The following is a 22568-nucleotide window of genomic DNA, read 5'->3' as shown; positions in this document are numbered from 1 at the left end:
TCGATCTTCTCTGTAATATAGAGAGAAACCTCGCTTTTTACCTCTATTTATGGTATAATTCCGAGAAGAGGTTTATGATGAAAAAATTTCGTTTATCGTTCATCCATTATGTGTTAATTGGTTTTATTTCATTTGCAATTTTAGCAATTTTTTTAAGAATCTTTGGCAAAGGCTATGTAACTCTCATTGCAATTTTTTTAGTCTTAGCTGGATTGATTGCTTTATTTGAATACCAGTTACAAATTTCAGAGTTAGATGAATTAGAACAAATACAATATGTTAACCATCAGGCAGAAAGCGGATTAGCATCCCTCCTTGATAAAATGCCTGTTGGAGTTATCAAAATTAATGAAGAGTCAAATGAAGTAGAGTGGTTCAACCCTTATGCTGAATTGATTTTTTCAACAGATGATGGGGACTTTGATGTTGAATCCTTGAAAAAGTTACTCAATACTCTGTTTGAGGATAAAGGTCATTATGTCACTGTAGCCGATAAGAAATATTCTGTTTACTTTGATCAGACGTCTAGTGTTGTTTACTTTTTTGATGTTTCAAGTGAGTATGAAGCAACTGTGGGATTGGTGACAACTCGTCCCGTTATCGGTATTATTTCTGTTGATAACTATGATGATCTAGAAGATGTCATTTCAGACTCTGATATTAGCAATATCAATAGTTTTATTGCCAACTTTGTAGAAGAGTTTACAGCTCATTACCATATGTTTTACAGACGTGTGGGGATGGATCGTTTCTATTTGTTTACAGACTACACGGTCTTAGAACAGTTGATGGAATCAAAATTTTCTGTCATCGATCAATTCCGTGAGGAAGCTAAAAATCGTGAGCTACCTATTACCTTAAGTATGGGATTCTCGTATGGTGACGGGGAGCATGATGAGATTGGTAAAGTGGCTCTCTTGAACCTAAACCTTGCGGAAGTTCGTGGTGGGGATCAAGCGGTTGTCAAAGAAAATGATGAACAGAAAAACCCTATTTTCTTTGGTGGGGGAACAGCTTCGGCTGTGAAGCGGACTCGGACTCGCACACGCGCTATGATGACAGCTATTTCGGATAAGGTTAAATCCGTTGATCAAGTTTTCATTGTTGGGCATAGAAACTTGGATATGGACGCTTTAGGAGCGTCTGTGGGAATGCAGTTTTTCTCTAGCAATATTTTGGCTTCCTCTTATGTGGTCTATGACCCGCATGCAATGGCTAGTGATATTTCAAGAGCAATTGCGAAACTAGAAGAAGAGCAGGTAACGAAAATCCTTCCCCTAGAGGAAGCCATGCAAATGGTGACGGATCGCTCTTTGTTAATTATGGTTGACCATTCTAAGACAGCTTTGACCCTTTCTAAAGAATTTTATCAGAAATTTCAACAGATTATTGTCATTGACCATCACCGTCGGGATGATGATTTCCCTGAAAATGTTCTGATCACCTATATTGAAAGTGGAGCAAGTAGCGCGAGCGAATTGGTTAGTGAACTGATTCAGTTCCAGAAGTCGAAGAAAAATCGGTTGACGAAGATTCAAGCTAGTGTCTTGATGGCTGGGATCATGCTGGATACTAAGAACTTCTCCGCACGTGTTACAAGTCGGACCTTTGATGTGGCGAGTTACCTTCGCTCAAGAGGTAGTGATAGTGTAGCCATCCAGGAGATCTCTGCGATTCAGTTTGATGAGTATCGTGAAGTGAACGAACTGATCTTGACTGGTGAAAAGATTTTGCCACATATCATCGTAGCTTGTGCCAATACGACTAAAGCCTATGATTCAGTAACTATTAGTAAAGCAGCTGATAGTATGCTAGCCATGTCTGAGGTGGAAGCAACCTTTGTCATTGCTTGTAATCAAAGTGGGACTGTCTCTATTTCTGCACGAAGTCGAAGCAAAGTCAATGTACAGCGTATCATGGAACAGCTTGGCGGAGGAGGTCATTTCAATTCGGCAGCTTCTCAAATTGAGGGTCAAGATTTGATGAGTATTCGTCAACAACTGATTGAGACGATTGAAAACGAAGTAACTATATGAAAAGGAGAATGTAGAATGAAAGTTATTTTCTTAGCGGATGTAAAAGGTAAAGGTAAAAAAGGCGAAATTAAAGAAGTGCCTACTGGTTATGCACAAAACTTTTTGATCAAGAAAAATCTTGCGAAAGAAGCCAATGCCCAAGCAATCGGTGAACTTCGTGGAAAGCAAAAGTCAGAAGAAAAAGCGCATGCTGAATTGTTAGCAGAAGCGCAAAAGATTAAAGCAAAATTAGAAGAAGAAGCAACTGTTGTTCAATTCACGGAAAAAATTGGGCCAGATGGCCGTACTTTCGGCTCTATTACCAATAAAAAGATTGCAGAAGAGCTTGAGAAACAATTTGGCATTAAAATTGATAAACGTCATATCCAAGTTTCCTCTCCAATTCGTTCAACAGGTTTGATTGACGTCCCTGTAAAAATTTATCAAGATGTTACAGGTGTGATTAATATTCGTGTAAACGAAGGGTAAACACGATCGATAGAAAGGTTTTTTTATGGCTGAGATAGAGGAATTACGAACACAACCTCAGGATATCCAAGCGGAGCAATCAGTGTTGGGAGCCATCTTTATTGATGAGGGGAAATTGGTCTTTGTTCGTGAATATATCGAGCCTGGCGATTTCTTTAAGTACTCGCACCGTTTGATTTTTAAAGCCATGATCGATCTAGCTGACCGCGGGGATGCGATTGATGCGACGACTGTTCGAAATATTTTAGATAGTCAGGGGGATCTCCAAAATATTGGTGGTCTCTCCTATTTGGTAGAAGTCATTAATTCGGTACCAACTTCAGCTAACGCGGAGTATTACGCGAAAATTGTTGCCGAAAAAGCTGTCTTACGTCGATTGATCTCTCGATTAACGGAAAGTATTAATCAAGCTTATGATGGTGCAAGTCCTTCAGATGAAATCATTGCGGGTGCTGAAAAAGCTCTGATTGATGTTAGTGAAAACGCAAATCGTAGTGGATTTAAAAATATTCGAGACATCTTGAATATAAATTTTGGTAGCTTGGAAGCCCGCTCGCTTCAAACCTCTGATATTACGGGTATTGCGACAGGCTATCGCGATTTGGACCATATGACGACAGGGCTACATGAGGAAGAGTTGATTATTTTAGCGGCTCGTCCTGCAGTAGGGAAAACAGCCTTTGCTCTAAATATTGCTCAAAATATCGGGACAAAGTTGGATAAGACAGTGGCTATTTTCTCATTAGAAATGGGCGCTGAAAGTTTGGTTGACCGGATGTTAGCAGCTGAAGGTTTGATTGAATCCCATTCGATTCGTACAGGTCAATTGACGGATGAAGAGTGGCGGAAATATGCCATTGCTCAAGGAAATTTGGCCAATGCGAGTATTTACATCGATGATACTCCGGGAATTCGGATCACTGAGATTCGTTCGAGAGCAAGAAAATTAGCGCAGGAAACAGGGAATCTCGGTCTTATTCTGATTGACTACCTGCAGCTGATTACAGGGACTGGAAGAGAAAACCGTCAACAGGAAGTTTCAGAAATTTCTCGTCAGTTAAAGATTTTGGCTAAGGAACTAAAAGTTCCCGTTATTGCTTTGAGTCAGCTATCACGTGGTGTGGAACAGCGCCAAGACAAACGTCCTGTTCTTTCTGATATTCGTGAATCTGGATCGATTGAGCAGGATGCGGATATTGTTGCTTTCTTGTACCGTGATGATTATTATGATCGAGCTGGTGAAGAGGAAGAAGATGGAATGCCCAATAATACGGTTGAAGTGATTATAGAGAAAAACCGTTCAGGTGCGCGTGGGACAGTCGAATTAATATTCCAAAAGGAATACAATAAATTCTCAAGCATTTCAAAGAGAGAGGATCAATAAGATGAGTGATGCATTTACAGATGTTGCAAAAATGAAAAAAATTAAAGAAGAAATCAAGGCCCATGAAGGACAAGTGGTTGAAATGACGCTTGAAAATGGACGGAAACGTCAAAAAAATAAATTTGGACGCTTGATTGAGGTCTATCCTTCTTTATTTATTATCGAGTATACGAACGACAATAGCTTACCAGGTGAACCGGCCAATACATACGTGGAGTCTTACACCTATTCAGATATTTTAACAGAGAAAAATTTAATTCGTTATTTGGATTAATTTCTTGCTTTTATCGTCTAAATCAGTTATTATAATAAATACATATGGGAGTCTGTGTACAGTCTGAGAGGAAGTGTAAGCTTCGACCGCACCTGATCTGGGTAATGCCAGCGTAGGAAACAAATGAAATGTATTTTTCGTTATGAGTGACCTTGTGCAATCCGTCTCCTATTTTGGAGGCGTTTTTTATTTGTGAGAAAGGAGGTTACGATGTCTCTTGTAAAAAGATATTCAAAACAGTTGATAGGATTTGCAGGTTTTAGCAGCCTTCTTGTCTTATGGCAGTTAGCAGGATTGTTAAATATCCTCCCCAAATTTGTATTACCAACGCCACTTGAAATTGGGAATGCCTTTGTACGAGATCGAGCTCTCCTGATTCATCACAGTTTGTCTACCCTTCAAGTGGCCTTGATCGGACTTGTTATAGGGGTTCTTCTTGCTGCTGGCTTTGCGATTCTCATGGATAGTTTTCAATGGGTGAATGATCTGGTCTATCCTTTTATGGTTGTTATTCAAACCATTCCGACGATTGCCTTGGCCCCTATCCTGGTTCTTTGGTTTGGTTATGGTATGCTTCCAAAACTGGTTTTGATCATTATTACGGTTGTATTTCCCATCGTAGTCAGTCTGTTAGATGGTTTTCGGCATTGCGATCAAGATATTCTGAGATTGTTTCAGATTATGCAAGCCAATCGCTTTCAGACTTTAGTCCATTATAAAATTCCTGCAGCGCTTCCTTATTTTTTCGCAGGTTTACGTGTGAGCGTTTCCTATGCTTTTATCAGTACGGTAGTTTCAGAATGGTTAGGAGGTTTTGATGGATTGGGGGTCTATATGATCCAATCGAAGAAGTTATTTCAGTATGATACGATGTTTGCGATCATTGTATTGATTTCTGCTATTAGTTTACTCGGTATGTTTCTCGTTGACCAATTAGAACGAACCATTCTAAAATGGAAAAAGGATTGACAAACTTGTAAATGGTGTAAAAATTAAATTGACAAAAATGTAAAAGAGGTATAGCTAATGAAAAAGTCAATAGGTTTATTTTTCTCAATAATATTGGGATTTGTTTTCTTGAGTGCTTGTCAAAATTCTGTCAAGCAATCGTCAAGTGGTTTGAAAAAGATTGATTTTATTCTAGATTGGACCCCGAATACCAATCACACGGGTCTCTATGTAGCAAAGGAAAAAGGGTACTTTAAAGATGCAGGACTGGATGTAGATATAAAACTTCCTCCGGAAGACAGTAGTTCTGATTTGATTATCAATGGGAAAGCTCCATTTGGTATTTATTTCCAAGATTCTATGGCCAAGAAATTGGATAAAGGTGCGGGTATTACCGCTATTGCAGCTATTGTCGAACACAATACGTCAGGGATTATTTCAAGAAAAGATGCAGCGATCACAAGTCCAAAAGATTTGGTTGGTAAGAAGTATGGTACCTGGAATGATCCGATTGAGTTGGAAATGATCAAATCGATGATGAAAAAAGAAGGGGCTGATTTTAATCAAGTAAAATTGGTTCCAAATAGTGATTCAAATTCCATTACTCCGATTGAAAATAAGGTCTTTGATGTTGCTTGGATTTATCACGGTTGGGATGGAATTTTGGCTGAGCAAAAGGGAATGAAAACCAATTTCTTCTATATGAAAGATTTTGTTCCTGCATTTGACTACTATTCGCCTGTTATTATTGCTAACAATGACTATTTGAAATCTCATAAAGAGGAAGCAAAAAAATTCATTCAAGCGGTGAAAAAAGGCTACCAATATGCTATAGAGCATCCAGAAGAAGCAGCAGATATCTTGATTAAACAGGCCCCTGCTTTGGCTAACCAGCGTGATTTTGTACTAGCTTCTCAAAAATATCTTTCCAGTCAATATGCTTCAGACAAGGATAAATGGGGACAGTTTGACTCCAAACGTTGGAATGCTTTTTATGCTTGGGCAAAAGAGCAAGGATTGGTTTCAAATGACTTAGAAGACAAAGGTTTCACAAATGAATTGGTAGGTGACTGATATTTTAACCGTAAAAGATGTAAGTTTCTCTTTTGGAGATAAAGCAGTTTTAAACAATGTATCACTAGAAGTGCAAAAAGGAGAAATCGTCTCTATTCTAGGTCCAAGTGGGGTAGGGAAATCAACCTTGTTTAATTTAATTGCTGGGATCCTTCCCTTACAAAAGGGCGCTATAGAAGTAGATGATGCCCCGATCTCCTTTGGAAAAGTCAGCTATATGCTACAAAAGGATCTTTTGTTAGAACATAAGACAGTATTGGGAAATATTATTCTTCCCCTTCAATTAAAAAAGATTCCTAAGGAAGAGGCAACATCTACAGCTCTAAAATTGTTAGATGAATTTAAATTGGGAAGTATCGCCAACCTTTATCCTAATGCGCTGAGTGGGGGGATGCGGCAACGGGTGGCGCTATTAAGGACTTATCTATTGGGTCATTCTGTCTTCCTATTAGATGAAGCTTTTAGTGCCTTAGATGAATTGACAAGGCAGGATCTTTATCACTGGTATCTAGAAAGCAAGGAACGTCTTGGTCTCACCACTCTAGTGATCACTCATAGTATCGAAGAAGCTTTGACATTGAGTGACCGGATCTATATCTTGAATCATAATCCCGGTGAAATTATTGCAGATCTTCCTTTAAAATGGGATCCAGCAACGGATAGAGACTGGCAACAATTGCAATATAAAAAACGAATCATAGAATTATTGTCTGAATTTCATTGAAATTGTTTTGAAGGACTTTACAAAGTTTCTATTCCGTGATAGAATAGAGTTTGTGCGAAATGACAGCAGGACAAAATGAAGCTCGTCAACAGGAAGTCAGCTAGAAAAGTAACCTTTGCTGTTTGGGCGAAGGCTTTCTGAACGAATCAGGTTTGTCTAAAACGTTATTTCCTACAAAAATTATTTTTATAGGAGGACATTTCAAATGTCACGTTATACAGGACCATCTTGGAAACAATCTCGCCGTCTTGGCTTGTCACTTACAGGTACAGGTAAAGAATTGGCACGTCGTAACTACGTACCAGGTCAACACGGACCAAACAACCGTTCAAAATTGTCAGAATACGGTTTGCAATTAGCTGAAAAACAAAAACTTCGTTTCTCTTACGGACTTGGTGAAAAACAATTCCGTAACTTGTTCGTACAAGCTACTAAAGTTAAAGAAGGAACTGTCGGTTTCAACTTCATGCTTCTTTTGGAACGTCGTTTGGATAACGTTGTTTACCGTCTTGGACTTGCGACTACTCGTCGTCAAGCTCGTCAATTCGTTAACCACGGTCACATCCTTGTTGACGGAAAACGCGTTGATATCCCTTCATACCGCGTAACTCCAGGTCAAGTGATCTCAGTTCGCGAAAAATCAGCTAAGGTTCCAGCTATCCTTGAAGCTGTTGAAGCTACAGTTGGACGTCCAGCATTCGTATCATTCGATGCTGACAAATTGGAAGGTTCATTGACTCGCCTTCCAGAACGCGATGAAATCAACCCAGAAATCAACGAAGCACTTGTCGTTGAATTCTACAACAAAATGTTGTAATATCTTTTTAACTATGATAGGCTGGAAAGCCTTTAAACAAAGCACTTTAGGTATTTTTCCTAGAGTGCTTTCTTCTTTTTACTACCCTTTTAGTTACCTATGACTAATTTTTGTATAGTAAGAGGGTGTACCTTTTCAGGTTCACCCTGTATTTTACTGTATTTATAAATTGCTGATTGCCGTTTCAAATATTGAGACGGCTTTTTTTGCGCCTTCTTTTGTAGCGTGGACGTATGTATTTAATGTCATTGTTATATTAGAGTGGCCTAGTCTATATTGCAGATCTTTAGCCTCTATTCCAGCGTAAAGCATAATAGTAGCATGGGTATGACGAAAACCATGAAAACTTATATCGGGTACCCCAGCACTCTTAAAATGCCCCTGTAGTCTTTTTCTCAATAAGCAAGCGTAAGCGTATTTAGTAGTAAAAGGTGTGAACACAATATTTTCAGACCTTCCCAGCTTCCAACATTCTACTTGTTGGCGCTTTTTATACTGTTTTAAAAGTGAGATAGTCGCTGGATCTATTTCAATATCTCTTAGGCCTGCTTTTGATTTAGGGGTATTTGTTTCTTGATATCTGTTTAAAGTCTTAGATATACTGATAGTACCTGTTTTGAGGTTTATATCAGACCATTCAAGGGCTAGAACTTCTCCAATACGGCAACCACTGGCCAGCAAAGTTTTATAAAGAACGTAATCAAAAAGATTTTCATATAAATTTAGATCCATACTATCAAGATAGGCTAGAAATTTCTTTAATTCTTGATTGCTAAAAAATCTAATCTTTTGTTCTTTTGCTTGTTGCTTACGTGGAATAATAACATCACGGGCTGGATTGTGCTGGATCACTTGCATAGTAACCCCATATTGAAGTATACGGCGGTTAATATTGTTTAGAAAACTATAATTTGCGTATGCTCCCTTCTCCCCTCTATTCGCTCTATCTGCCCATTTATTTACTTGTTGTTGAATAATAGGGGTGGTTAGGCTATTTAGTTTATAATCGCCAAAAACGGGCAAAATATGAAGCCTTACAATACCCTCCATAGATTGTTGGGAGTTTGGTTTGATTGTATTTTTATAACTCTCCCACCATAGAGCAACTAACTCTCTATAAGTAGTGATCGTTGGTTTATTTTTAGCACAATATCCATTGTTGGCAAAGGTATTAATAGCTTCCCTAGCCTTGATTTTAACTGCCGTTTTAGTATTAGCCGTTACAGTGGTACGGGCCTTTTTCCCCGTCATCTGATCTACACCTAAATAAACACTAGCACGGTAAACAGTTTGGCCATTCTTTTTTACTACGGTTTTGATATTCATTTTTCTTTCCTTTCCATCAACAGGCAAGCGGATAGGTGAGAAAAGAAAATAATCTATTTTAAAATCGTGTTTTTAAGCCCTAGATAGCCTATAAATCAATTTTGATAACAGTATAAGGGGTGTTTACCCCCTGCACATTAGAAGGCGTTAAATAGGGGGGATTGGCTTTATACTGCAAAGATTAAAATAAGTATTGCTAGAAAAACAAATCAATGATATACTACAGGTGTGTTGGTGTATATCTATAATTTGCGTTTTGGTACATTAACACTGTTCATAGAGTTGAATATTTAACTCCATAAATTGCACCGTATTTTTACGGTGTTTTTTTATTTAATAGATCTAGCTTAATTATTGAGGTAATCTAGCAGTTGTTTTATGCCAGTTTGTAGGAAATCCTAACTCAGATAAAAACAAATCAACAGGAACAGTATGAAGATGTTTTTCAAAGGTTTTAAATCTTGATAATAATGTATTGTGTAATTTAGCGTATTCAATGGAGCTTAAGAAGCACTGTAGAACTATAAAAACATGATAAGGGCTACTTTTAGCACATGAATTACTGATACCGTAGTTAGAATGTAAATCTGGATAGTATTTCACACTGTTCCTACACTTGAAACTAAATAGTCTATTGTCATGGGCGCATACATTTCTAATTTCTCCAATATTCTCAACAAAAGTAATAAGCATAGCACGAGTAAAATGTTTATTAATTTTAATATGTTCACAAATAAAACTATAAAGCATTTTAGAAATCTTATCTTGTAAAGAATTCGGGAGGACTTTTAAGAGAGCTAGCATATCCCCAAATGTCAGGTAATCAATTATTACCCAAAAGGGTATTTCAAGATGTTTACTAAAGTAATGTTGAATACGATTAGTTGTTCTGCTTGATTTATGTTTATCAATTATTTTAACCATTTGTCGGATTACAAATTTAATTGTTGAAATATTATCTTTCTTCAAATGGTTATAGTTTTTTAAATCTAAGTAAAAATAAGGAGTAGAGGCGAAGCTTTCAGAAAATACGTAAGCCATTATTGATTTTATATGTTTTTCTGCTTCTAAAATAGCTTTTAAAAAAGAATACTTAATTTCTTTGTCATAGAAATAACTGTAAGTGATTTCTGAAAAGTTCGTACCTGGAATATACTTATTTGGAGATTGTTCAAAATACTTACTATATCCATTGATAATACTATAATAATTGTTGGTCAGTAGATATTTTTTAGCTCTTTTATAATCTGTAATTATAAGGCCTCGTTTATGAAGTAGTTCGATCTGTCCAGCAATAGTTTTAAAAGGTTTTGGCAAAAAAAAGCACCTCCGTAAAAGAAGGTGCTATTTTCGCGTTCCCGTTTCACTGAGAATTATCGGGCGCTAATTCCTTAAGTACCTTCATTGTAAGATAATTTTTGATGTTAGTCAACAAGAATGTTCAAAATAATTGAATTTTTCTTTAATTTATTATAGTTAAAATTAAAAATTCTAATAAAAGCTGATGGGTTTAGGGGATTATTTCTTAAATCTCTTACTTAATGTATCTCGATATTCTTCTAGTTTTTTATTTTCCTCTATAGAGTACTGACTAAAGTATAATCTTTCAATTATTCCAGCAACTGTTAAAACATCATCTAAATCTAGCCCTTTTAATAAATTATAACTATCTTTGATAATGGTTTTTCTATAGTCTTCTACTCTATCTGATTGTTCCTCAGTTATAAGATTTTTTACTAAGTTAATTTTATTTTTGAGATCGGAGTTTAAATTGCTAGTGTTATCATCTGGATCCAATAAATCTAGTTCATTTACAACACTTGATACAAAGGAATTATTATCTTCATAACCAAGCAAGTAGCCCACACTTACATTAAAATAATCGGATAACTTATTTATGTATTCATGCTTGATTGAGAGTTCTGTTTCCTTCTCCCAGCGGGAAATAGTCATTTCTGAAACTCCTAAAAGATTTGCTATTTCTTTTTGAGTAGTTTTGCTCTTTTTTCTTAGTTCTTTTAATCTATTCATCTTATTACCTCAGTAGAATTATATCACAAAAAATAAAAAAATATATAAAAAATAACATTTTTGTTAAAAAATAGTTGACAACTAACATTTTATTTAGTAAACTACAGTTAAGCTAACAAAAATGTTAGAAAATAAAAGTGAAAGGAGGGTGAAAATATTGCTTATTACCTCAATACAAGCGAAAGCAATCAGACGAAAGCAAGCAGATAAGAAATTGACTGCAAAGCAAGCTGGTGAAGAAATAGGAGTCACACAAGTAACTTACCGAAAAATAAGAGATGGAGGAGAAGTTAAACCATTTATTTATCAAAAAGCTATGGAATGGCTTGCTAAAGACTATTAGACAAAAATAATAATTTATAAATGTTATTTTATATTACCGTTTAAATTGTAAATAGAAAGTACAAAGAAAGGATACAAAATGGATACAAAAATTTCATTTACAGACTTTAAAGAGTTTATTGACACTACCACATTTGAGGCAGAAAACATTATTTTACCACCAGAAAATGGAATGTTAGTTAAATGGGCAGATGATAATGCCCAAGCGTGGAAAATGATCCAAGAAATGCTAGAAAATGGAGAATTAAAGTATACTCCCCAAAAATGATAAAAAAGGACAACAAAAAAAGTCACTTACTCAAAATTTGGCGATGGCGAGTAAGCAACTAATATCAGATATAGGTACGTAGAAAGAGAGACTTTCTAAATACTTTTTATGTACCTAGTATAACAGAAAATAGCGAGGTACACAATGAGTAAAAGAAAGATTTCCCCTTTTACGCAAGAGATTTTACAAGAAATCTATGAAGATAATGGGATTATCACTATTGATTTAATAGCAGATAAATTAAATGGCTGGTCTTTTGATGAAATAAAGAACCGTTTAAACCAATGGCGATACCGTGGTGTAATTTCTTATGTAATTGTTGACGGTGAAATTCAAGATTTCAAGTTTTTAAGAGATAAAAAAGCTGAAAAACAGGAAATGAATGAAGGAAAGCGCCTTAAGATTGATATTTATTTCAGGCAAGTACAGTCAACTCTTGAAATTATGGAAAAATCAACCGCAAGCGATACAAATCGCCTAAAAGCTATCCAGTTACAACAACAAGCATTGAATGAAATTCCAGATGATCTTTATAAGGAGCTAACAGAGGTATATAGTTAATGAATGTTGTTAACTATTATCCAAGGTTATTAAATAGAGCAGTGAATTTAGTTTCACAATTATATAATGGTGAGATTAAACGAAATGATTTTGATAATGCTTGGAAACGTATAGGAAATCAAATTGAACATGAGAAAAAACTAAAAAATTAAACACTTATCAAGAACAGGCAAGCGGATAGGTGAGAAAAGAAAATTGTAGTAAAGAAAGCGTGCTGACAGGGCAATTCTAAGGCTTTGTTTAGTAAATTAATGGATATCTATCCATGAAAAATCGCTATAAACCGCCTATAAATCAGGAGAAATAGCTGATTTATAGGAGGTTAGAAGTTAAAAAGAGAATGAGGGAAATAAAATGAATGAATGGAATTTACCAACTGACAAAACCATTATTTTACTTGTAATTCTATTTAAAATTGTATGGAAAATATGGAATAGACCAAGTCCAATCAAACTAGTTGAAGAAAAAGAAAAGGTAGAAAGTTCAAAAGGATTAAATCCAGATTATGGGGCTTATGTTTGGTTAGCTGGCAAGCGTTTTAATTGAAAGGGGTAAGGATATGGAAATACTTTCAAAGGAAATTCAATTGGAATGGCTTCAAACTCAAAAAGAGACTTTAGAAACCCTTGTGAATTTAGAAATGGAACGAAAAGGGAAACTAGATCTTATTACTAGAGAAGAATTAAAAGAGGCTCTAGGAGTTTCAGGAGAAACACTAAGAAATTGGGAATTGATGGGCTTACAACGTTTTCAAACTCCTATGGAGAGAGCTAGAAAAGTTTATTACCGCCCAAGTGATATTTATTTGTTCTTATCAGTGAGGTAAAGAGAAATGGAAGTAAGATATTACGAACCGTCTAAAGATTTTAACAAAGCAGTATATAACGCTCCCTTTAATCTTCTATTACTACCATTAGGTACAGATGAAGAAACTGAAAAGAAGATCATAGAACATTTTGAGGAGGTGAAAAGATGTATAGACAAGTGATTTTATTTCTACAAGAACAAAAAATACAAGATTTTGACTTTTTGAAGGATAGCCCTACTAGGGTTTATAAAAAGAATGAGTGGTACGCTTTTATTTACTATGAACCAATGGGGGAAAATCTGACAGAACAAGTAAGTCCTAAAATGCTTATCCAAGTAGTAACCAACTCTAAAGAGCTGGAAAGTAGAGGCTGGAAGTTAGTACGTAATTTACCTATTAGTAAATTACAAGGGGATTTACTAGAGTTTTTACAATTATATGAAGTCTATAAATTTAGAAGTGATAAAAATGGCTATGGTTTAGAATTTAATGGGCCATTACTGGAATTTGTTGCGTATGGCCTAAATGATAGAACAGAAGTATCCACCTTTTTAAAAATGATGGTTGGAGCTGGATATGATTTAGAAATAATCATACAGATCTTCTCAAATATCGTTAGAAAGAAATCTCTTGCCCGTGATTTTGTTGAATTGATAAACCGTTATGAGGTGTCAGTATGAATGTAAAAGGAGCGTTAGAAATCATTAAGCAAGAAGAACAAAGCAATATTATCCCCTTTCAAAAACCACCAGAAGAAGTAAGAAAACTAACTACTTTTGTGAATTGGGAAAAGACTGTAAGAGAGTATTTAGATAAATTTAATAATGATCGTCTGAAAAGCTTGATAGAAAAGGGTGCAACAGAAGAGGGAGCAAAAAAAGAAATAGATAAGCCATTAAGCCATACAATGGTAGCAAGTATAATGTTAGATCTGTTTAATTTTTGCCGTATTGATAGCGAGGAAGGGGTAAGCCCTGTATATATCTATGATCCAGATAAAGGTATTTATATAAATGATCTGGAGTTTTTAAAGGACATTATTAACGTGATTGAGTACCGCCATAATGAACGTAGAGCAAACGACTGTATATATTCATTGAGACGACAGACACCACGAAAACAATTAGAAGATAACCTAAATTACATCATTGTAGGCAATGGTATTTACAATCGAACAACTAAACAGTTAGAGCCTTTTACTCCGTCTAAAATATACACTAGTAAAATTAAAACCAATTATAATCCAAACGCTCAGAGGGTGAACATAAAGGGTTGGGATTTTGAGAGCTGGCTTCTAGATCTCTTTTCAGGAGATAAAAGTCTTTATCAACTAGCATTACAACTATTACACGCCTGTATCAGAGGGGAGAGTTTAGGGAAAATGTTTTGGTTTATTGGAGAAGGTGGAACAGGGAAAGGGACACTCCAAGAGCTTTTTATAAATCTTGTTGGGCGTGAAAACATAGCTAGTATAAAGATTACGGATTTAGATGTAAACAATCGCTTCACACTGGCCCAAGCGTTAGGAAAGAGGGCGGTTATTGGGGACGATATTCAACAAAAGGCACTCATTAAAGATACCTCTAAACTATTTTCTCTAGTAGGTGGGGATACTGTTTCAGTTGAAAAGAAGGGGAAAGATGCCTATAGTGCTTATATAAAGACTGTTGTTATTCAATCAACAAATGAAATGCCAAGGCTAGACGGTGATAAAAACGCTATAATGAGAAGAATGGTAATCCTTCCGTTTCAAAGAGTTTTTTCAGATGGGATAAAAAAACCTAATAGAGCTATTAAGTATGATTATATCAAGAGGAAAGAAGTGTTAGAGTATGTTTTGAAGTTGGTAATAGATTTAGAATTTGACGAATTTATCCAGCCAAAAATTTCAAGAAAATACTTACTAGACTATCAACAATCTTTAGACACAATCCAGCAATTTGCTGATGAATTATTTCAAGATATTCAATCAACATTTTTGCCCAATGATTTTGTCTGGTGGCGATTTACTGGCTTTGTAGAGTTTCATAATCACCAAAGTAGTTATACTAGCCAAGGACTAAATAAGAAATTTGAGAAGTACTTACCCAGCGAGTGGAGAAAAACAAAGTATCCTATCACTATTCCAAAGGGTCAAGAATTGCCCAAAGGGTTTAGGCCGAAAGAAGACACTCCGAATTATCAAAATAAAACATATCGTTTTACACCCTCTAAAACTGTGAGGGGTTACGAAAAAAACACTACAGAACATACACATGAAATACACTAAATTATATAAGTGTAGTAGTTGTTAAGTATTGATACAATTGAGTTTTATTATATATTACTACACTACTACACTTAAATAATATAAATAATAATAAAAGAGTGTTGTTATATCTGTATATATACTCTTATAAGAAATTCCGAGTTAGAAAAATAAGTGTAGTAGTGTAGTAGAAACGTGAAAACCCTTGTGGGACAAGGGATTTAAGGAACGGGTGAGTTTTCCCAAGTGTAGGAGCAATTACTAAGTGTAGGAAAAAGCATAAATTTTAAAGAAATAGAGGTATCAAAAATGGAAGAAAATAAATTGAAAAGATATTTAGAAGAAGGCTATATTTTATTTTATAAAAATGGTACAATAGAAGTAGAGAAAGCGCCCATGTTTGGCGAAATTAATTTGAGCTATTCAGATGGTAAGCTTAATCTATTAACAAAAAGAGAAACAAAAAAATATGTCTATTGAGAACAACTCAGGGGCGTACCGTAAGCGATAATGCTAATGGTATGTCCCTTTTTGTATATCAAGAAAGGAGGTGTGGGCTATGGAAAGAAATGTTTTCCCTGATTATGTTGTAGGTGCTAAATTTTCAATGGATCCAGAAAAAAGGAAGAAAATCTTTTCAAACTGTAAAAAGAGTGACAAGAACTTAAATAAAAGGAAACGTGAGATTTTAGAAAAATATGTCAAACATCAACAACAATCAGAAACTAGAGCAGATGATCTTGAAAGTTCGGAGAGTTCTAAAGGACAAGATAACCGCTAGGAACTTTAGGAAGAACTACAAGCAAAGAGCAGATATAAAAAGATAAGAGGAGAAAGACAAAAATGAAAATTGACTTAAAAAACAAAAAAGAAAAATTAGAAAATTATATTCGTAGTATTGGTTATGAAACAACTGGCCTTGAATTGAAAAGTGATCAAGCCATTATTGATCAAGCTATTATTGATAGTTACAAACAAGATGAAAAGAAAGATTTAGTTTCTCTAATTGATATTATTGAAGTAACTAGCAAAGATGGAAAGTATGAAGAAATTGACTTAGACAAGGTAGGAATGATTGAGATTAGTGATACTCTTGGTGGCAATAGAGATGAAGAAGCTAAGACAGATTTTCTAGAAGTTGATTATAAGATGAAGACATTTGCGGGTTTTCTTAACCTATCAAAAGAACAAATTGATGACGGTATGTATAATCTAGATTCATTCCTAGGAAATAGTATTGCTAAACTTGAGCGTAAAACCATGAACAAAGGAATTGGGAAAGTTCTATCACTTGCGACTGCAAAAAGTATTGCCTCTATCAATGACATTAAAGATCTAGTAGCTCTGGTGAACCCAGAGCGAGAAGTTTCAATTGTAGTTACTAATTCTTTATTTAACCACCTAGAAAAGATGGTAGATAGTTCAGGCTTACCAATTCTTAAAGTAAACAAGGTAGATGGAACTAGTGAAACATTCTATACTGATCATTTTGTAGTAGTAGATGATACTACATTAGGAAATGCTGGAGACAAGCTTGCGTTTGTTGGAGATTTGAAGAACTATGCTAAACTGTTCAAGTACAATCAGACATCTGTAAAATGGGTTACAGACTTAAAAACATATTCTGAACGCCTTGCACTATATACACGTTTTGACGTTAAGAAGGTTCAACCTACATTAGGTTATTTTGCAACTTGGAATTAAGAGGTAGTTAAATGGAGTTAGATTTATCAAAGTACCCTCTACAAGAACTTTATAAAAGATTTGAAGAGGTGGAACAGAAAGAGGCTAATGTTTCAAAGTTTGAAAAAACTGTTTTAGATGAAAAAGTAAAATTACAAAATTTTGAAGGATTTAGCCTAGACGATCTGGAAAGTTTAATAGATGGCAATGAAGTTATTTCACATGATCAATTGAACTTATTAACAAAAAAATTAGAAAGTGTATCAAGAGAGCTTAAAGATATTAAAACAATTTTTCATAGTGAAGTTCCTGTTTATATCCATTTTGAAACACGGAGACGGTTTAGAAAAAGTGGTTTAGAAGCTTCTTACAAAAAAGCTATTAAACATATCATAAAGGAGTTTGAAAAACTTCGATCAATTGAAAAAGAAGTGCAAGAGATCAATGACAAGATAGTAAAAGAAATTTCTAATAAACATAGTCTTTCAGGGTGTAGAACAGAGTTAGAACTAAACGCTATTACACCTCTATTTAAACCAGAGGTAAGCGGTGAAATCTATCTAAATTCAGAAATTAAGAAAGCTAAGGAATTTTTAAAGTAATTCATTTTATATATAGCGGTACTCAACAAGTATCGCTATTACTTTGATTTTTATAGACTTTAACACAATGAGGCAAGCATAAACTGAAAAAATGAAATGCTTAAGATCCTTTTAATAGCAAGGAAAGAGGGAAGATGGTGAGTTTCACAGAATGTAAGATATGTTAAACTGGAGGGAAAAACAAGGTGACAATGACAGAAAAAACACTGGTAAGTAGGTGTTGCAATGCAACAACAGGCAGATACTATGCAACACCTTCTTAAGTTGAAGGGATAGGCTTAAATGAGATAAGGATAGTATAAATACATAGAATAAAGGCTCTAATAACTGAAATATAGGCCATTTAACAGGGCTGGTAGTATATGTATAGGGAGGGGTAATATTGCTTACTAAGGGACAATTAGACAGGCTAGATGAAGAGCTAGACCGTTACAAGAACATAGAGAATAAAATATTTTTGAGAAGACAAGAAATAATTTATAATAAAAAGTTTACTGAACATTCGAGTGGTTCAAATAAAATCAGTAATCCAACTGAAAATACCATTATAAGGCTAGAAAGTGATATAGTATTACGAAATTTAGAGCTTTTTAAGGAAATAGTAGAGCTATTACTAGAAAAATTAACTCCAGAACAGAAAATTTTATTTAAAATGCACTGGCTGGGTGAACAATTAACATGGGAGGAAATATCAGAACGACTTGACAGACCAGTGAGAAGAATTAAAAAGCAAAGAAGAGCTATAATAGAGGCTTATGCTAATATGATCAACCTATAAGAGATTAAATAGATAATTAAATAAGAAAAAATTAAAAGAAAATATAAAATAAGTTACTTGAATAATCATTTATTTGTTATTTTCCAAAAATCCAAAATTTGATTTTCTGTAAAATTTGATTTTATCAATTCTTGAATTTTTCAAGATCCCCCCCTCTTTAAAAAATTTTTTTAGGTCAATCGGGAACCGGTGAAGGGAACTTTTTCCAAGTCGGAGGCTTCCAGATAAAAAGGGGTTGAAAACTAGCTTAAAATGGCCCAGAGTGGCTACTTTTGGAATTTAGAAATATATTGAGAGATAATAGCTATACATTTGTTTTGTATGGCTATTTTTATAGTAAAAAAGCCCCAAAATTTTGGAGCTTAATTCTTGCCTGTTGAACTCATTAGATTTAGTTCCCTTTTTACTACCCTTTAAGTTACCCCAGCATGTCTCACTTTGTTAGTGATTGTTAAAATACAATGTTTTTGGTGGTTAGGTTGCCTTATCATTACTATACATGTTTGAGTGCTGATAACAAAATGCTTTAATTTTAAGATATACTTTGCAGAAAGCCTACTACAGTGGGCTTTTTGTTTTGTCTTAAAGGGTTGATTTCTGGCTTTGCTCCCCTTTTTGTTTTCTTAAAACCTAAACCTGCTAATAAAAAAACTCCTGATCTAGATCGATCAGGAGAGACTGTTACCGTAACATTTTCATTAAAAATTCAGCCATTTGTTGAGGACTTTCTTTTTTTCCGCGCGAAACCCACATCTGACAGACTCCGAAGAAGGCATTGGTCAGATAGACAGAACTGTAGACTCTTTCAATATCTGTTAATGATTTATGACTATAGCGCTCTTGCAAACTATCAACCAGAAGAATCTGTAATTTATGTCGTAAGAAGGTTTGGATCTCTTTGGTTCCATTCTCTGTCAGAAGAACTGCAAAGAGTGGCTCCTTGGTTAGGAATTCGAACACTTCTGTAATCGCTTGGCGCTTGTCGTCTTGGTGTTTGTCAAAGATATATTCAAGCTTGTGAAAGAGTGCTTGTTGGTAGCGCTCGATCATATCGTACTTGTCTCGATAGTGGGTATAAAAGCTAGAGCGACTAATGCCGGATTCTTGTGCTAACTCAACCGTTGTGATTTGGTCGAATGATTCCTTTTCTAGTAGTCGAACCATCGCCTCCTCGATATTTCGTTTTGTTTTTAATCGTTTATTGCTCTCAGTCATCTGTTAATCCTTTTTGCACAAAATTATACACAGTGTCTAAAAATAAAGATTTCCTACTTGTGAAAATTTCTAGAAACTGTATAATCTATTATATCAGAAATTTAGACAATGTGTATAAAAAGGAGACAAAAAATATGATGAAAGAATGGAAGGCTATTCTTAAAAAGCCAACATTTATCATTGTCATGATTGGGGTTGCTTTGATTCCAGCTCTTTATAATATTATTTTTCTATCTTCCATGTGGGATCCATATGGCCAAGTTTCGGATCTTCCTGTAGCGGTTGTCAATAAGGATCAATCTGCTACATATAATGGACAAAAGATGGAAATCGGAAAAGACATGGTGTCCAATTTGAAGGACAATGACTCACTTGATTTTCATTTTGTAGATGAGAAAGCTGCGAAAGATGGTCTTAAAAATGGCGATTATTATATGATTGTAACCCTGCCTGAGGATCTTTCAAAAAAAGCTAGCTCCATCTTAACCAATCATCCGGAACAGATGACCATTGATTACCAAACGTCCAGTGGTCATAGTTTTATCGCAGGAAAAATGAGTGACACTGCGATGACAAAAATGAAGCAGTCAGTGGCCGAAAAAGTGACCAATACGTATACAACAGCTTTATTTTCCAAAATGGGATCGCTTAAATCTGGTATGGGGACAGCGGCAGATGGAAGTGCTAAATTAGCAGATGGTGCAAGTAAATTGGAAGATGGTGGTCAAACACTATCTACTAATTTGAATACATTGGCTCGTTCAAGCTTAGCATTTTCAGATGGTGCAACTACTCTTCGTACAGGTCTAGCGGCTTATACAGATGGTGTTGGTCAATTAGGAAATGGTCTCAATCAAATGGCTGGTCAACTTCCAAACTTGGTATCTGGCGTCAATCAATTAAATAATGGGTTTGGTACTTTTAATACAGGCTTGATGGCTTACGCTACCGGAGTAGATCGATTAGGAAATGGTCTCAATCAAATGGCGAGTCAAACCCCTCAGTTGGCTTCAGGAGTTGGTCAATTAACCAGTGGTATGGGGACCCTCAATGATGGTCTTGGGAATTATACCAATGGCGTGCGTCAATTGAATTCAGGCCTATCTAACTTTTCAAATGGTTTAGCAACCTATACAAATGGAGTCGCTACTTTATCAGAAGGAGCGGGTCAATTAAGTAGTCAATCTGCTACCCTTCGAAATGGGGTTTCACAATTAGAATCAGGTATTCAAACATTATCAAGCCAGCTACAAGCTTCTACAAGTCAATCTGCTCAGATTGATCAATTGGCAGCTGGTTTAAACCAATTAAATGCAGCGATTCAAAATGCTACAGTAGATACCAGTCAACTTTCGTCTGGATTGACGAGTATTGCGAATTCAGCTCAATCAATCCTTGCTTCAGCCCAAACGGATCGTGCAAATGCCCTTGCAAGTGTGCAAGGGACAGCAGCCTATCAAGCAATGACAGCTGACCAACAAGCGGAGATCAATGCGGCGATCTCATCGAGCCCAAGCTCGAATGAAACGGCGGCTCAAGGAATCTTGACAACGATTCAAACGATCCAAGGTAGTTTGAATACAGGAAATAGCTTGACACAACTGCAAACGGCAGCCAATCAAGTTTTACCGACAGCTTCTTCTACCTTGACAGACTTGTCAAGTGGCTTGTCTAAGATCCAATCCGCAGTTAGTGGACAATTGTTGCCAGCTAGTCAAACCATCAGTCAAGGGATCAGCGCTTATACAGCTGGTGTTGATAAAATCGCTAATGGAGCAACACAACTTCAGACCAATAGCAGTACTTTAACAAATGGGGCTAGTCAGTTAGCAGCAGGTGTTGGTCAACTAGATAGTAAATCATCAGAATTACTTGCAGGAAGCAATCAATTAGCTTCTGGTCTAGGTGAGTTAAATGGGAAGATGCCTGCCTTGACATCAGGTATGAATCAACTGGCTTCAGGAGCGACCCAATTAACAGGTAAGTCGGGTGAATTGGTTGCCGGTGCTGGAAAATTAGCTGACGGTGTAGGACAATTGAACAGCAAAACTCCAGAATTGGCAGGTGGTGTCAACAAACTTGTCACTGGTGTCAATCAGTTGACAGAAAAATCAAGTCAATTGGTGAATGGGGCTGATAAACTAGCTGACGGAGCAAATCAAATCTCAGAAGGATCCAGCAAATTAGCAACGGGTGGCCAAACATTGACAAACGGTTTAGGTGAATTAGCAACAGGAAGCCAAACCTTGAGTCAAGGATTAAACGATGCTAAGGGACAATTGAATGTGGCTACAACTGAAAAAGAAAACGCAAAAACCTTAGCCAATCCTGTTACGACTTCTAAAACAGATCAAGATAATGTCCCTGTAAATGGGGTCGGAATGGCTCCTTATATGATCTCTGTAGCACTCTTTGTTTGTGCCTTGTCAACCAATATGATCTTTGCAAAATTGCCATCCGGTCGTCATCCTGAAAGTCGTTGGGCATGGTTTAAATCTCGCTTTGAGGTCAATGGAACCATTGCGGTGGTTGCAGGAATCTTGGTCTATGGTGCTGTTCACTTGATTGGTTTATCTGCCAATCATGAGATGGCTACCCTCTTCCTTTGTGTGATCGGTAGTCTAGCCTTCATGTCTATCGTGACCGCTTTAACAACATGGCAAAGAAAGGTCGGTGCTTTCCTCTCGTTGATCCTCTTGCTCTTGCAATTGGCTTCTAGTGCAGGAACTTATCCTCTTGCTTTGACAAATGGATTTTTCCAAGCCATTCATCCATTCTTGCCAATGAGCTATACCGTCTCTGGTCTTCGTCAAACGATTTCGATGACAGGAGAAATTGGAAATCAAGTGGTCTTTCTTTTGATGACCATTGCTCTATTTGCGGGACTAGGGATGTGGTTTTACAATCCAAAAAAATATGAAGAGGACTAATCGTCAAGAACTCTCAACTCATTTGGAGTTGAGAGTTTTTTGTTTCATGTG

At 35.9% G+C, this 22568-nt stretch carries 25 protein-coding genes and 1 riboswitch; of the genes, 21 read left to right on the top strand and 4 right to left on the bottom strand.

The features are described from left to right. Nucleotides 1-74: 74 nt before the first annotated feature. From O3646_RS07285 to rpsD, 8 genes are all read left to right on the top strand, one after another. Nucleotides 75-2036: a DHH family phosphoesterase gene (locus O3646_RS07285; RefSeq protein ID WP_371605572.1), complete on the top strand. Its 1962-nt coding sequence runs from the start codon at nt 75-77 to the stop codon at nt 2034-2036. A gap of 15 nt (nt 2037-2051) precedes the next feature. Then, nucleotides 2052-2504, top strand: coding sequence for a 50S ribosomal protein L9 (gene rplI, locus O3646_RS07280; protein WP_003002156.1), 453 nt, complete (start codon nt 2052-2054; stop codon nt 2502-2504). 25 nt (nt 2505-2529) lie between these two features. Beyond that, entirely contained in the window at nt 2530-3888 is a 1359-nt protein-coding gene (gene dnaB / locus O3646_RS07275; protein ID WP_014714093.1) for a replicative DNA helicase, read from the top strand. A gap of 1 nt (nt 3889) precedes the next feature. Continuing rightward, nucleotides 3890-4162, top strand: a complete 273-nt coding sequence (locus O3646_RS07270) for a Veg family protein (RefSeq protein ID WP_003009183.1) — start codon at nt 3890-3892, stop codon at nt 4160-4162. Between the two features lie 34 nt (nt 4163-4196). Then, a riboswitch (TPP riboswitch) is annotated at nt 4197-4298 on the top strand. Nucleotides 4299-4372: 74 nt separating this feature from the next. Next, on the top strand, nt 4373-5131 hold the full coding sequence (locus O3646_RS07265) for an ABC transporter permease (protein ID WP_049516089.1): 759 nt from the start codon (nt 4373-4375) through the stop codon (nt 5129-5131). A 57-nt stretch (nt 5132-5188) separates the two neighbouring features. Next, on the top strand, nt 5189-6184 hold the full coding sequence (locus O3646_RS07260; RefSeq protein ID WP_371605571.1) for an ABC transporter substrate-binding protein: 996 nt from the start codon (nt 5189-5191) through the stop codon (nt 6182-6184). Beyond that, nucleotides 6177-6908, top strand: coding sequence for an ABC transporter ATP-binding protein (locus O3646_RS07255; protein ID WP_024056481.1), 732 nt, complete (start codon nt 6177-6179; stop codon nt 6906-6908). The genes O3646_RS07260 and O3646_RS07255 overlap by 8 nt, the downstream gene beginning before the upstream one ends. Nucleotides 6909-7113: 205 nt before the next feature. Further along, complete coding sequence (rpsD, locus tag O3646_RS07250) at nt 7114-7725, top strand: 30S ribosomal protein S4 (protein WP_003002210.1); 612 nt, start codon at nt 7114-7116, stop codon at nt 7723-7725. A 162-nt stretch (nt 7726-7887) separates the two neighbouring features. On the opposite strand, the gene O3646_RS07245 is transcribed toward rpsD, so the two are convergent. The 3 genes from O3646_RS07245 to O3646_RS07235 form a co-directional block, all read right to left on the bottom strand. After that, on the bottom strand, nt 7888-9051 hold the full coding sequence (locus tag O3646_RS07245; RefSeq protein ID WP_070464786.1) for a site-specific integrase: 1164 nt from the start codon (nt 9049-9051) through the stop codon (nt 7888-7890). Between the two features lie 351 nt (nt 9052-9402). Then, the gene (locus O3646_RS07240; protein ID WP_070464784.1) at nt 9403-10368 is read right to left on the bottom strand and encodes an Abi family protein; all 966 of its coding nucleotides are present in this window, start codon (nt 10366-10368) and stop codon (nt 9403-9405) included. A gap of 201 nt (nt 10369-10569) precedes the next feature. Beyond that, nucleotides 10570-11082, bottom strand: a complete 513-nt coding sequence (locus O3646_RS07235; RefSeq protein WP_070464781.1) for a helix-turn-helix domain-containing protein — start codon at nt 11080-11082, stop codon at nt 10570-10572. Nucleotides 11083-11239: 157 nt separating this feature from the next. Between O3646_RS07235 and O3646_RS07230 the strand changes: the two genes are divergently transcribed. The 12 genes from O3646_RS07230 (at nt 11240) to O3646_RS07175 (ending at nt 18372) form a co-directional block, all read left to right on the top strand. Then, a complete protein-coding gene (locus O3646_RS07230; protein ID WP_070464777.1) occupies nt 11240-11425 on the top strand; it encodes a hypothetical protein in 186 nt (61 codons plus the stop codon). Between the two features lie 78 nt (nt 11426-11503). Beyond that, entirely contained in the window at nt 11504-11692 is a 189-nt protein-coding gene (locus tag O3646_RS07225; protein ID WP_070464774.1) for a hypothetical protein, read from the top strand. A 144-nt stretch (nt 11693-11836) separates the two neighbouring features. Beyond that, nucleotides 11837-12253, top strand: coding sequence for a hypothetical protein (locus O3646_RS07220; protein ID WP_070464772.1), 417 nt, complete (start codon nt 11837-11839; stop codon nt 12251-12253). A 354-nt stretch (nt 12254-12607) separates the two neighbouring features. Then, the gene (locus O3646_RS07215; RefSeq protein WP_070464769.1) at nt 12608-12799 is read left to right on the top strand and encodes a hypothetical protein; all 192 of its coding nucleotides are present in this window, start codon (nt 12608-12610) and stop codon (nt 12797-12799) included. 13 nt (nt 12800-12812) lie between these two features. Then, nucleotides 12813-13079: a MerR family transcriptional regulator gene (locus O3646_RS07210; protein ID WP_070464766.1), complete on the top strand. Its 267-nt coding sequence runs from the start codon at nt 12813-12815 to the stop codon at nt 13077-13079. Between the two features lie 146 nt (nt 13080-13225). Next, nucleotides 13226-13741, top strand: coding sequence for a hypothetical protein (locus tag O3646_RS07205; protein ID WP_070464761.1), 516 nt, complete (start codon nt 13226-13228; stop codon nt 13739-13741). Further along, nucleotides 13738-15330, top strand: a complete 1593-nt coding sequence (locus O3646_RS07200) for a DNA primase family protein (protein ID WP_070464758.1) — start codon at nt 13738-13740, stop codon at nt 15328-15330. The genes O3646_RS07205 and O3646_RS07200 overlap by 4 nt, the downstream gene beginning before the upstream one ends. Before the next feature lie 288 nt (nt 15331-15618). Then, nucleotides 15619-15789, top strand: a complete 171-nt coding sequence (locus O3646_RS07195) for a hypothetical protein (RefSeq protein WP_186821433.1) — start codon at nt 15619-15621, stop codon at nt 15787-15789. A gap of 79 nt (nt 15790-15868) precedes the next feature. Then, on the top strand, nt 15869-16090 hold the full coding sequence (locus O3646_RS07190; protein WP_070464755.1) for a hypothetical protein: 222 nt from the start codon (nt 15869-15871) through the stop codon (nt 16088-16090). A gap of 62 nt (nt 16091-16152) precedes the next feature. Beyond that, nucleotides 16153-17013 carry a phage major capsid protein gene (locus tag O3646_RS07185; RefSeq protein WP_371610712.1) on the top strand — a complete coding sequence of 287 codons (861 nt, stop codon included), beginning with the start codon at nt 16153-16155 and terminating at the stop codon, nt 17011-17013. Between the two features lie 11 nt (nt 17014-17024). Then, nucleotides 17025-17594 carry a hypothetical protein gene (locus O3646_RS07180; RefSeq protein WP_070464750.1) on the top strand — a complete coding sequence of 190 codons (570 nt, stop codon included), beginning with the start codon at nt 17025-17027 and terminating at the stop codon, nt 17592-17594. A 382-nt stretch (nt 17595-17976) separates the two neighbouring features. Further along, nucleotides 17977-18372: a sigma factor-like helix-turn-helix DNA-binding protein gene (locus O3646_RS07175; RefSeq protein ID WP_083279690.1), complete on the top strand. Its 396-nt coding sequence runs from the start codon at nt 17977-17979 to the stop codon at nt 18370-18372. Between the two features lie 681 nt (nt 18373-19053). Here the strand turns inward: O3646_RS07175 and O3646_RS07170 are convergent. Continuing rightward, the gene (locus O3646_RS07170) at nt 19054-19587 is read right to left on the bottom strand and encodes a TetR/AcrR family transcriptional regulator (RefSeq protein ID WP_003001962.1); all 534 of its coding nucleotides are present in this window, start codon (nt 19585-19587) and stop codon (nt 19054-19056) included. Nucleotides 19588-19721: 134 nt separating this feature from the next. On the opposite strand from O3646_RS07170, the gene O3646_RS07165 reads away from it, so the two are divergent. Continuing rightward, nucleotides 19722-22517, top strand: coding sequence for a YhgE/Pip domain-containing protein (locus O3646_RS07165; RefSeq protein WP_347112808.1), 2796 nt, complete (start codon nt 19722-19724; stop codon nt 22515-22517). Nucleotides 22518-22568: the final 51 nt, after the last annotated feature.

The sequence above is a fragment of the Streptococcus sp. 27098_8_148 genome (assembly GCF_041432105.1).
GTDB lineage: Bacteria > Bacillota > Bacilli > Lactobacillales > Streptococcaceae > Streptococcus > Streptococcus parasanguinis_AE.
This window is presented reverse-complemented; position numbering and strand designations above follow the sequence as displayed.

What these genes read in the sequence shown, in the direction of transcription:
- O3646_RS07285 (WP_371605572.1), top strand. Translation starts at nt 75, where the DNA reads ATGATGAAAAAATTTCGTTTATCGTTCATCCATTATGTGTTAATTGGT.
- rplI (WP_003002156.1), top strand. Translation starts at nt 2,052, where the DNA reads ATGAAAGTTATTTTCTTAGCGGATGTAAAAGGTAAAGGTAAAAAAGGC.
- dnaB (WP_014714093.1), top strand. Translation starts at nt 2,530, where the DNA reads ATGGCTGAGATAGAGGAATTACGAACACAACCTCAGGATATCCAAGCG.
- O3646_RS07270 (WP_003009183.1), top strand. Translation starts at nt 3,890, where the DNA reads ATGAGTGATGCATTTACAGATGTTGCAAAAATGAAAAAAATTAAAGAA.
- O3646_RS07265 (WP_049516089.1), top strand. Translation starts at nt 4,373, where the DNA reads ATGTCTCTTGTAAAAAGATATTCAAAACAGTTGATAGGATTTGCAGGT.
- O3646_RS07260 (WP_371605571.1), top strand. Translation starts at nt 5,189, where the DNA reads ATGAAAAAGTCAATAGGTTTATTTTTCTCAATAATATTGGGATTTGTT.
- rpsD (WP_003002210.1), top strand. Translation starts at nt 7,114, where the DNA reads ATGTCACGTTATACAGGACCATCTTGGAAACAATCTCGCCGTCTTGGC.
- O3646_RS07245 (WP_070464786.1), bottom strand. Translation starts at nt 9,051, where the DNA reads ATGAATATCAAAACCGTAGTAAAAAAGAATGGCCAAACTGTTTACCGT.
- O3646_RS07235 (WP_070464781.1), bottom strand. Translation starts at nt 11,082, where the DNA reads ATGAATAGATTAAAAGAACTAAGAAAAAAGAGCAAAACTACTCAAAAA.
- O3646_RS07225 (WP_070464774.1), top strand. Translation starts at nt 11,504, where the DNA reads ATGGATACAAAAATTTCATTTACAGACTTTAAAGAGTTTATTGACACT.
- O3646_RS07220 (WP_070464772.1), top strand. Translation starts at nt 11,837, where the DNA reads ATGAGTAAAAGAAAGATTTCCCCTTTTACGCAAGAGATTTTACAAGAA.
- O3646_RS07215 (WP_070464769.1), top strand. Translation starts at nt 12,608, where the DNA reads ATGAATGAATGGAATTTACCAACTGACAAAACCATTATTTTACTTGTA.
- O3646_RS07210 (WP_070464766.1), top strand. Translation starts at nt 12,813, where the DNA reads ATGGAAATACTTTCAAAGGAAATTCAATTGGAATGGCTTCAAACTCAA.
- O3646_RS07205 (WP_070464761.1), top strand. Translation starts at nt 13,226, where the DNA reads ATGTATAGACAAGTGATTTTATTTCTACAAGAACAAAAAATACAAGAT.
- O3646_RS07200 (WP_070464758.1), top strand. Translation starts at nt 13,738, where the DNA reads ATGAATGTAAAAGGAGCGTTAGAAATCATTAAGCAAGAAGAACAAAGC.
- O3646_RS07195 (WP_186821433.1), top strand. Translation starts at nt 15,619, where the DNA reads ATGGAAGAAAATAAATTGAAAAGATATTTAGAAGAAGGCTATATTTTA.
- O3646_RS07190 (WP_070464755.1), top strand. Translation starts at nt 15,869, where the DNA reads ATGGAAAGAAATGTTTTCCCTGATTATGTTGTAGGTGCTAAATTTTCA.
- O3646_RS07185 (WP_371610712.1), top strand. Translation starts at nt 16,153, where the DNA reads ATGAAAATTGACTTAAAAAACAAAAAAGAAAAATTAGAAAATTATATT.
- O3646_RS07180 (WP_070464750.1), top strand. Translation starts at nt 17,025, where the DNA reads ATGGAGTTAGATTTATCAAAGTACCCTCTACAAGAACTTTATAAAAGA.
- O3646_RS07170 (WP_003001962.1), bottom strand. Translation starts at nt 19,587, where the DNA reads ATGACTGAGAGCAATAAACGATTAAAAACAAAACGAAATATCGAGGAG.
- O3646_RS07165 (WP_347112808.1), top strand. Translation starts at nt 19,722, where the DNA reads ATGATGAAAGAATGGAAGGCTATTCTTAAAAAGCCAACATTTATCATT.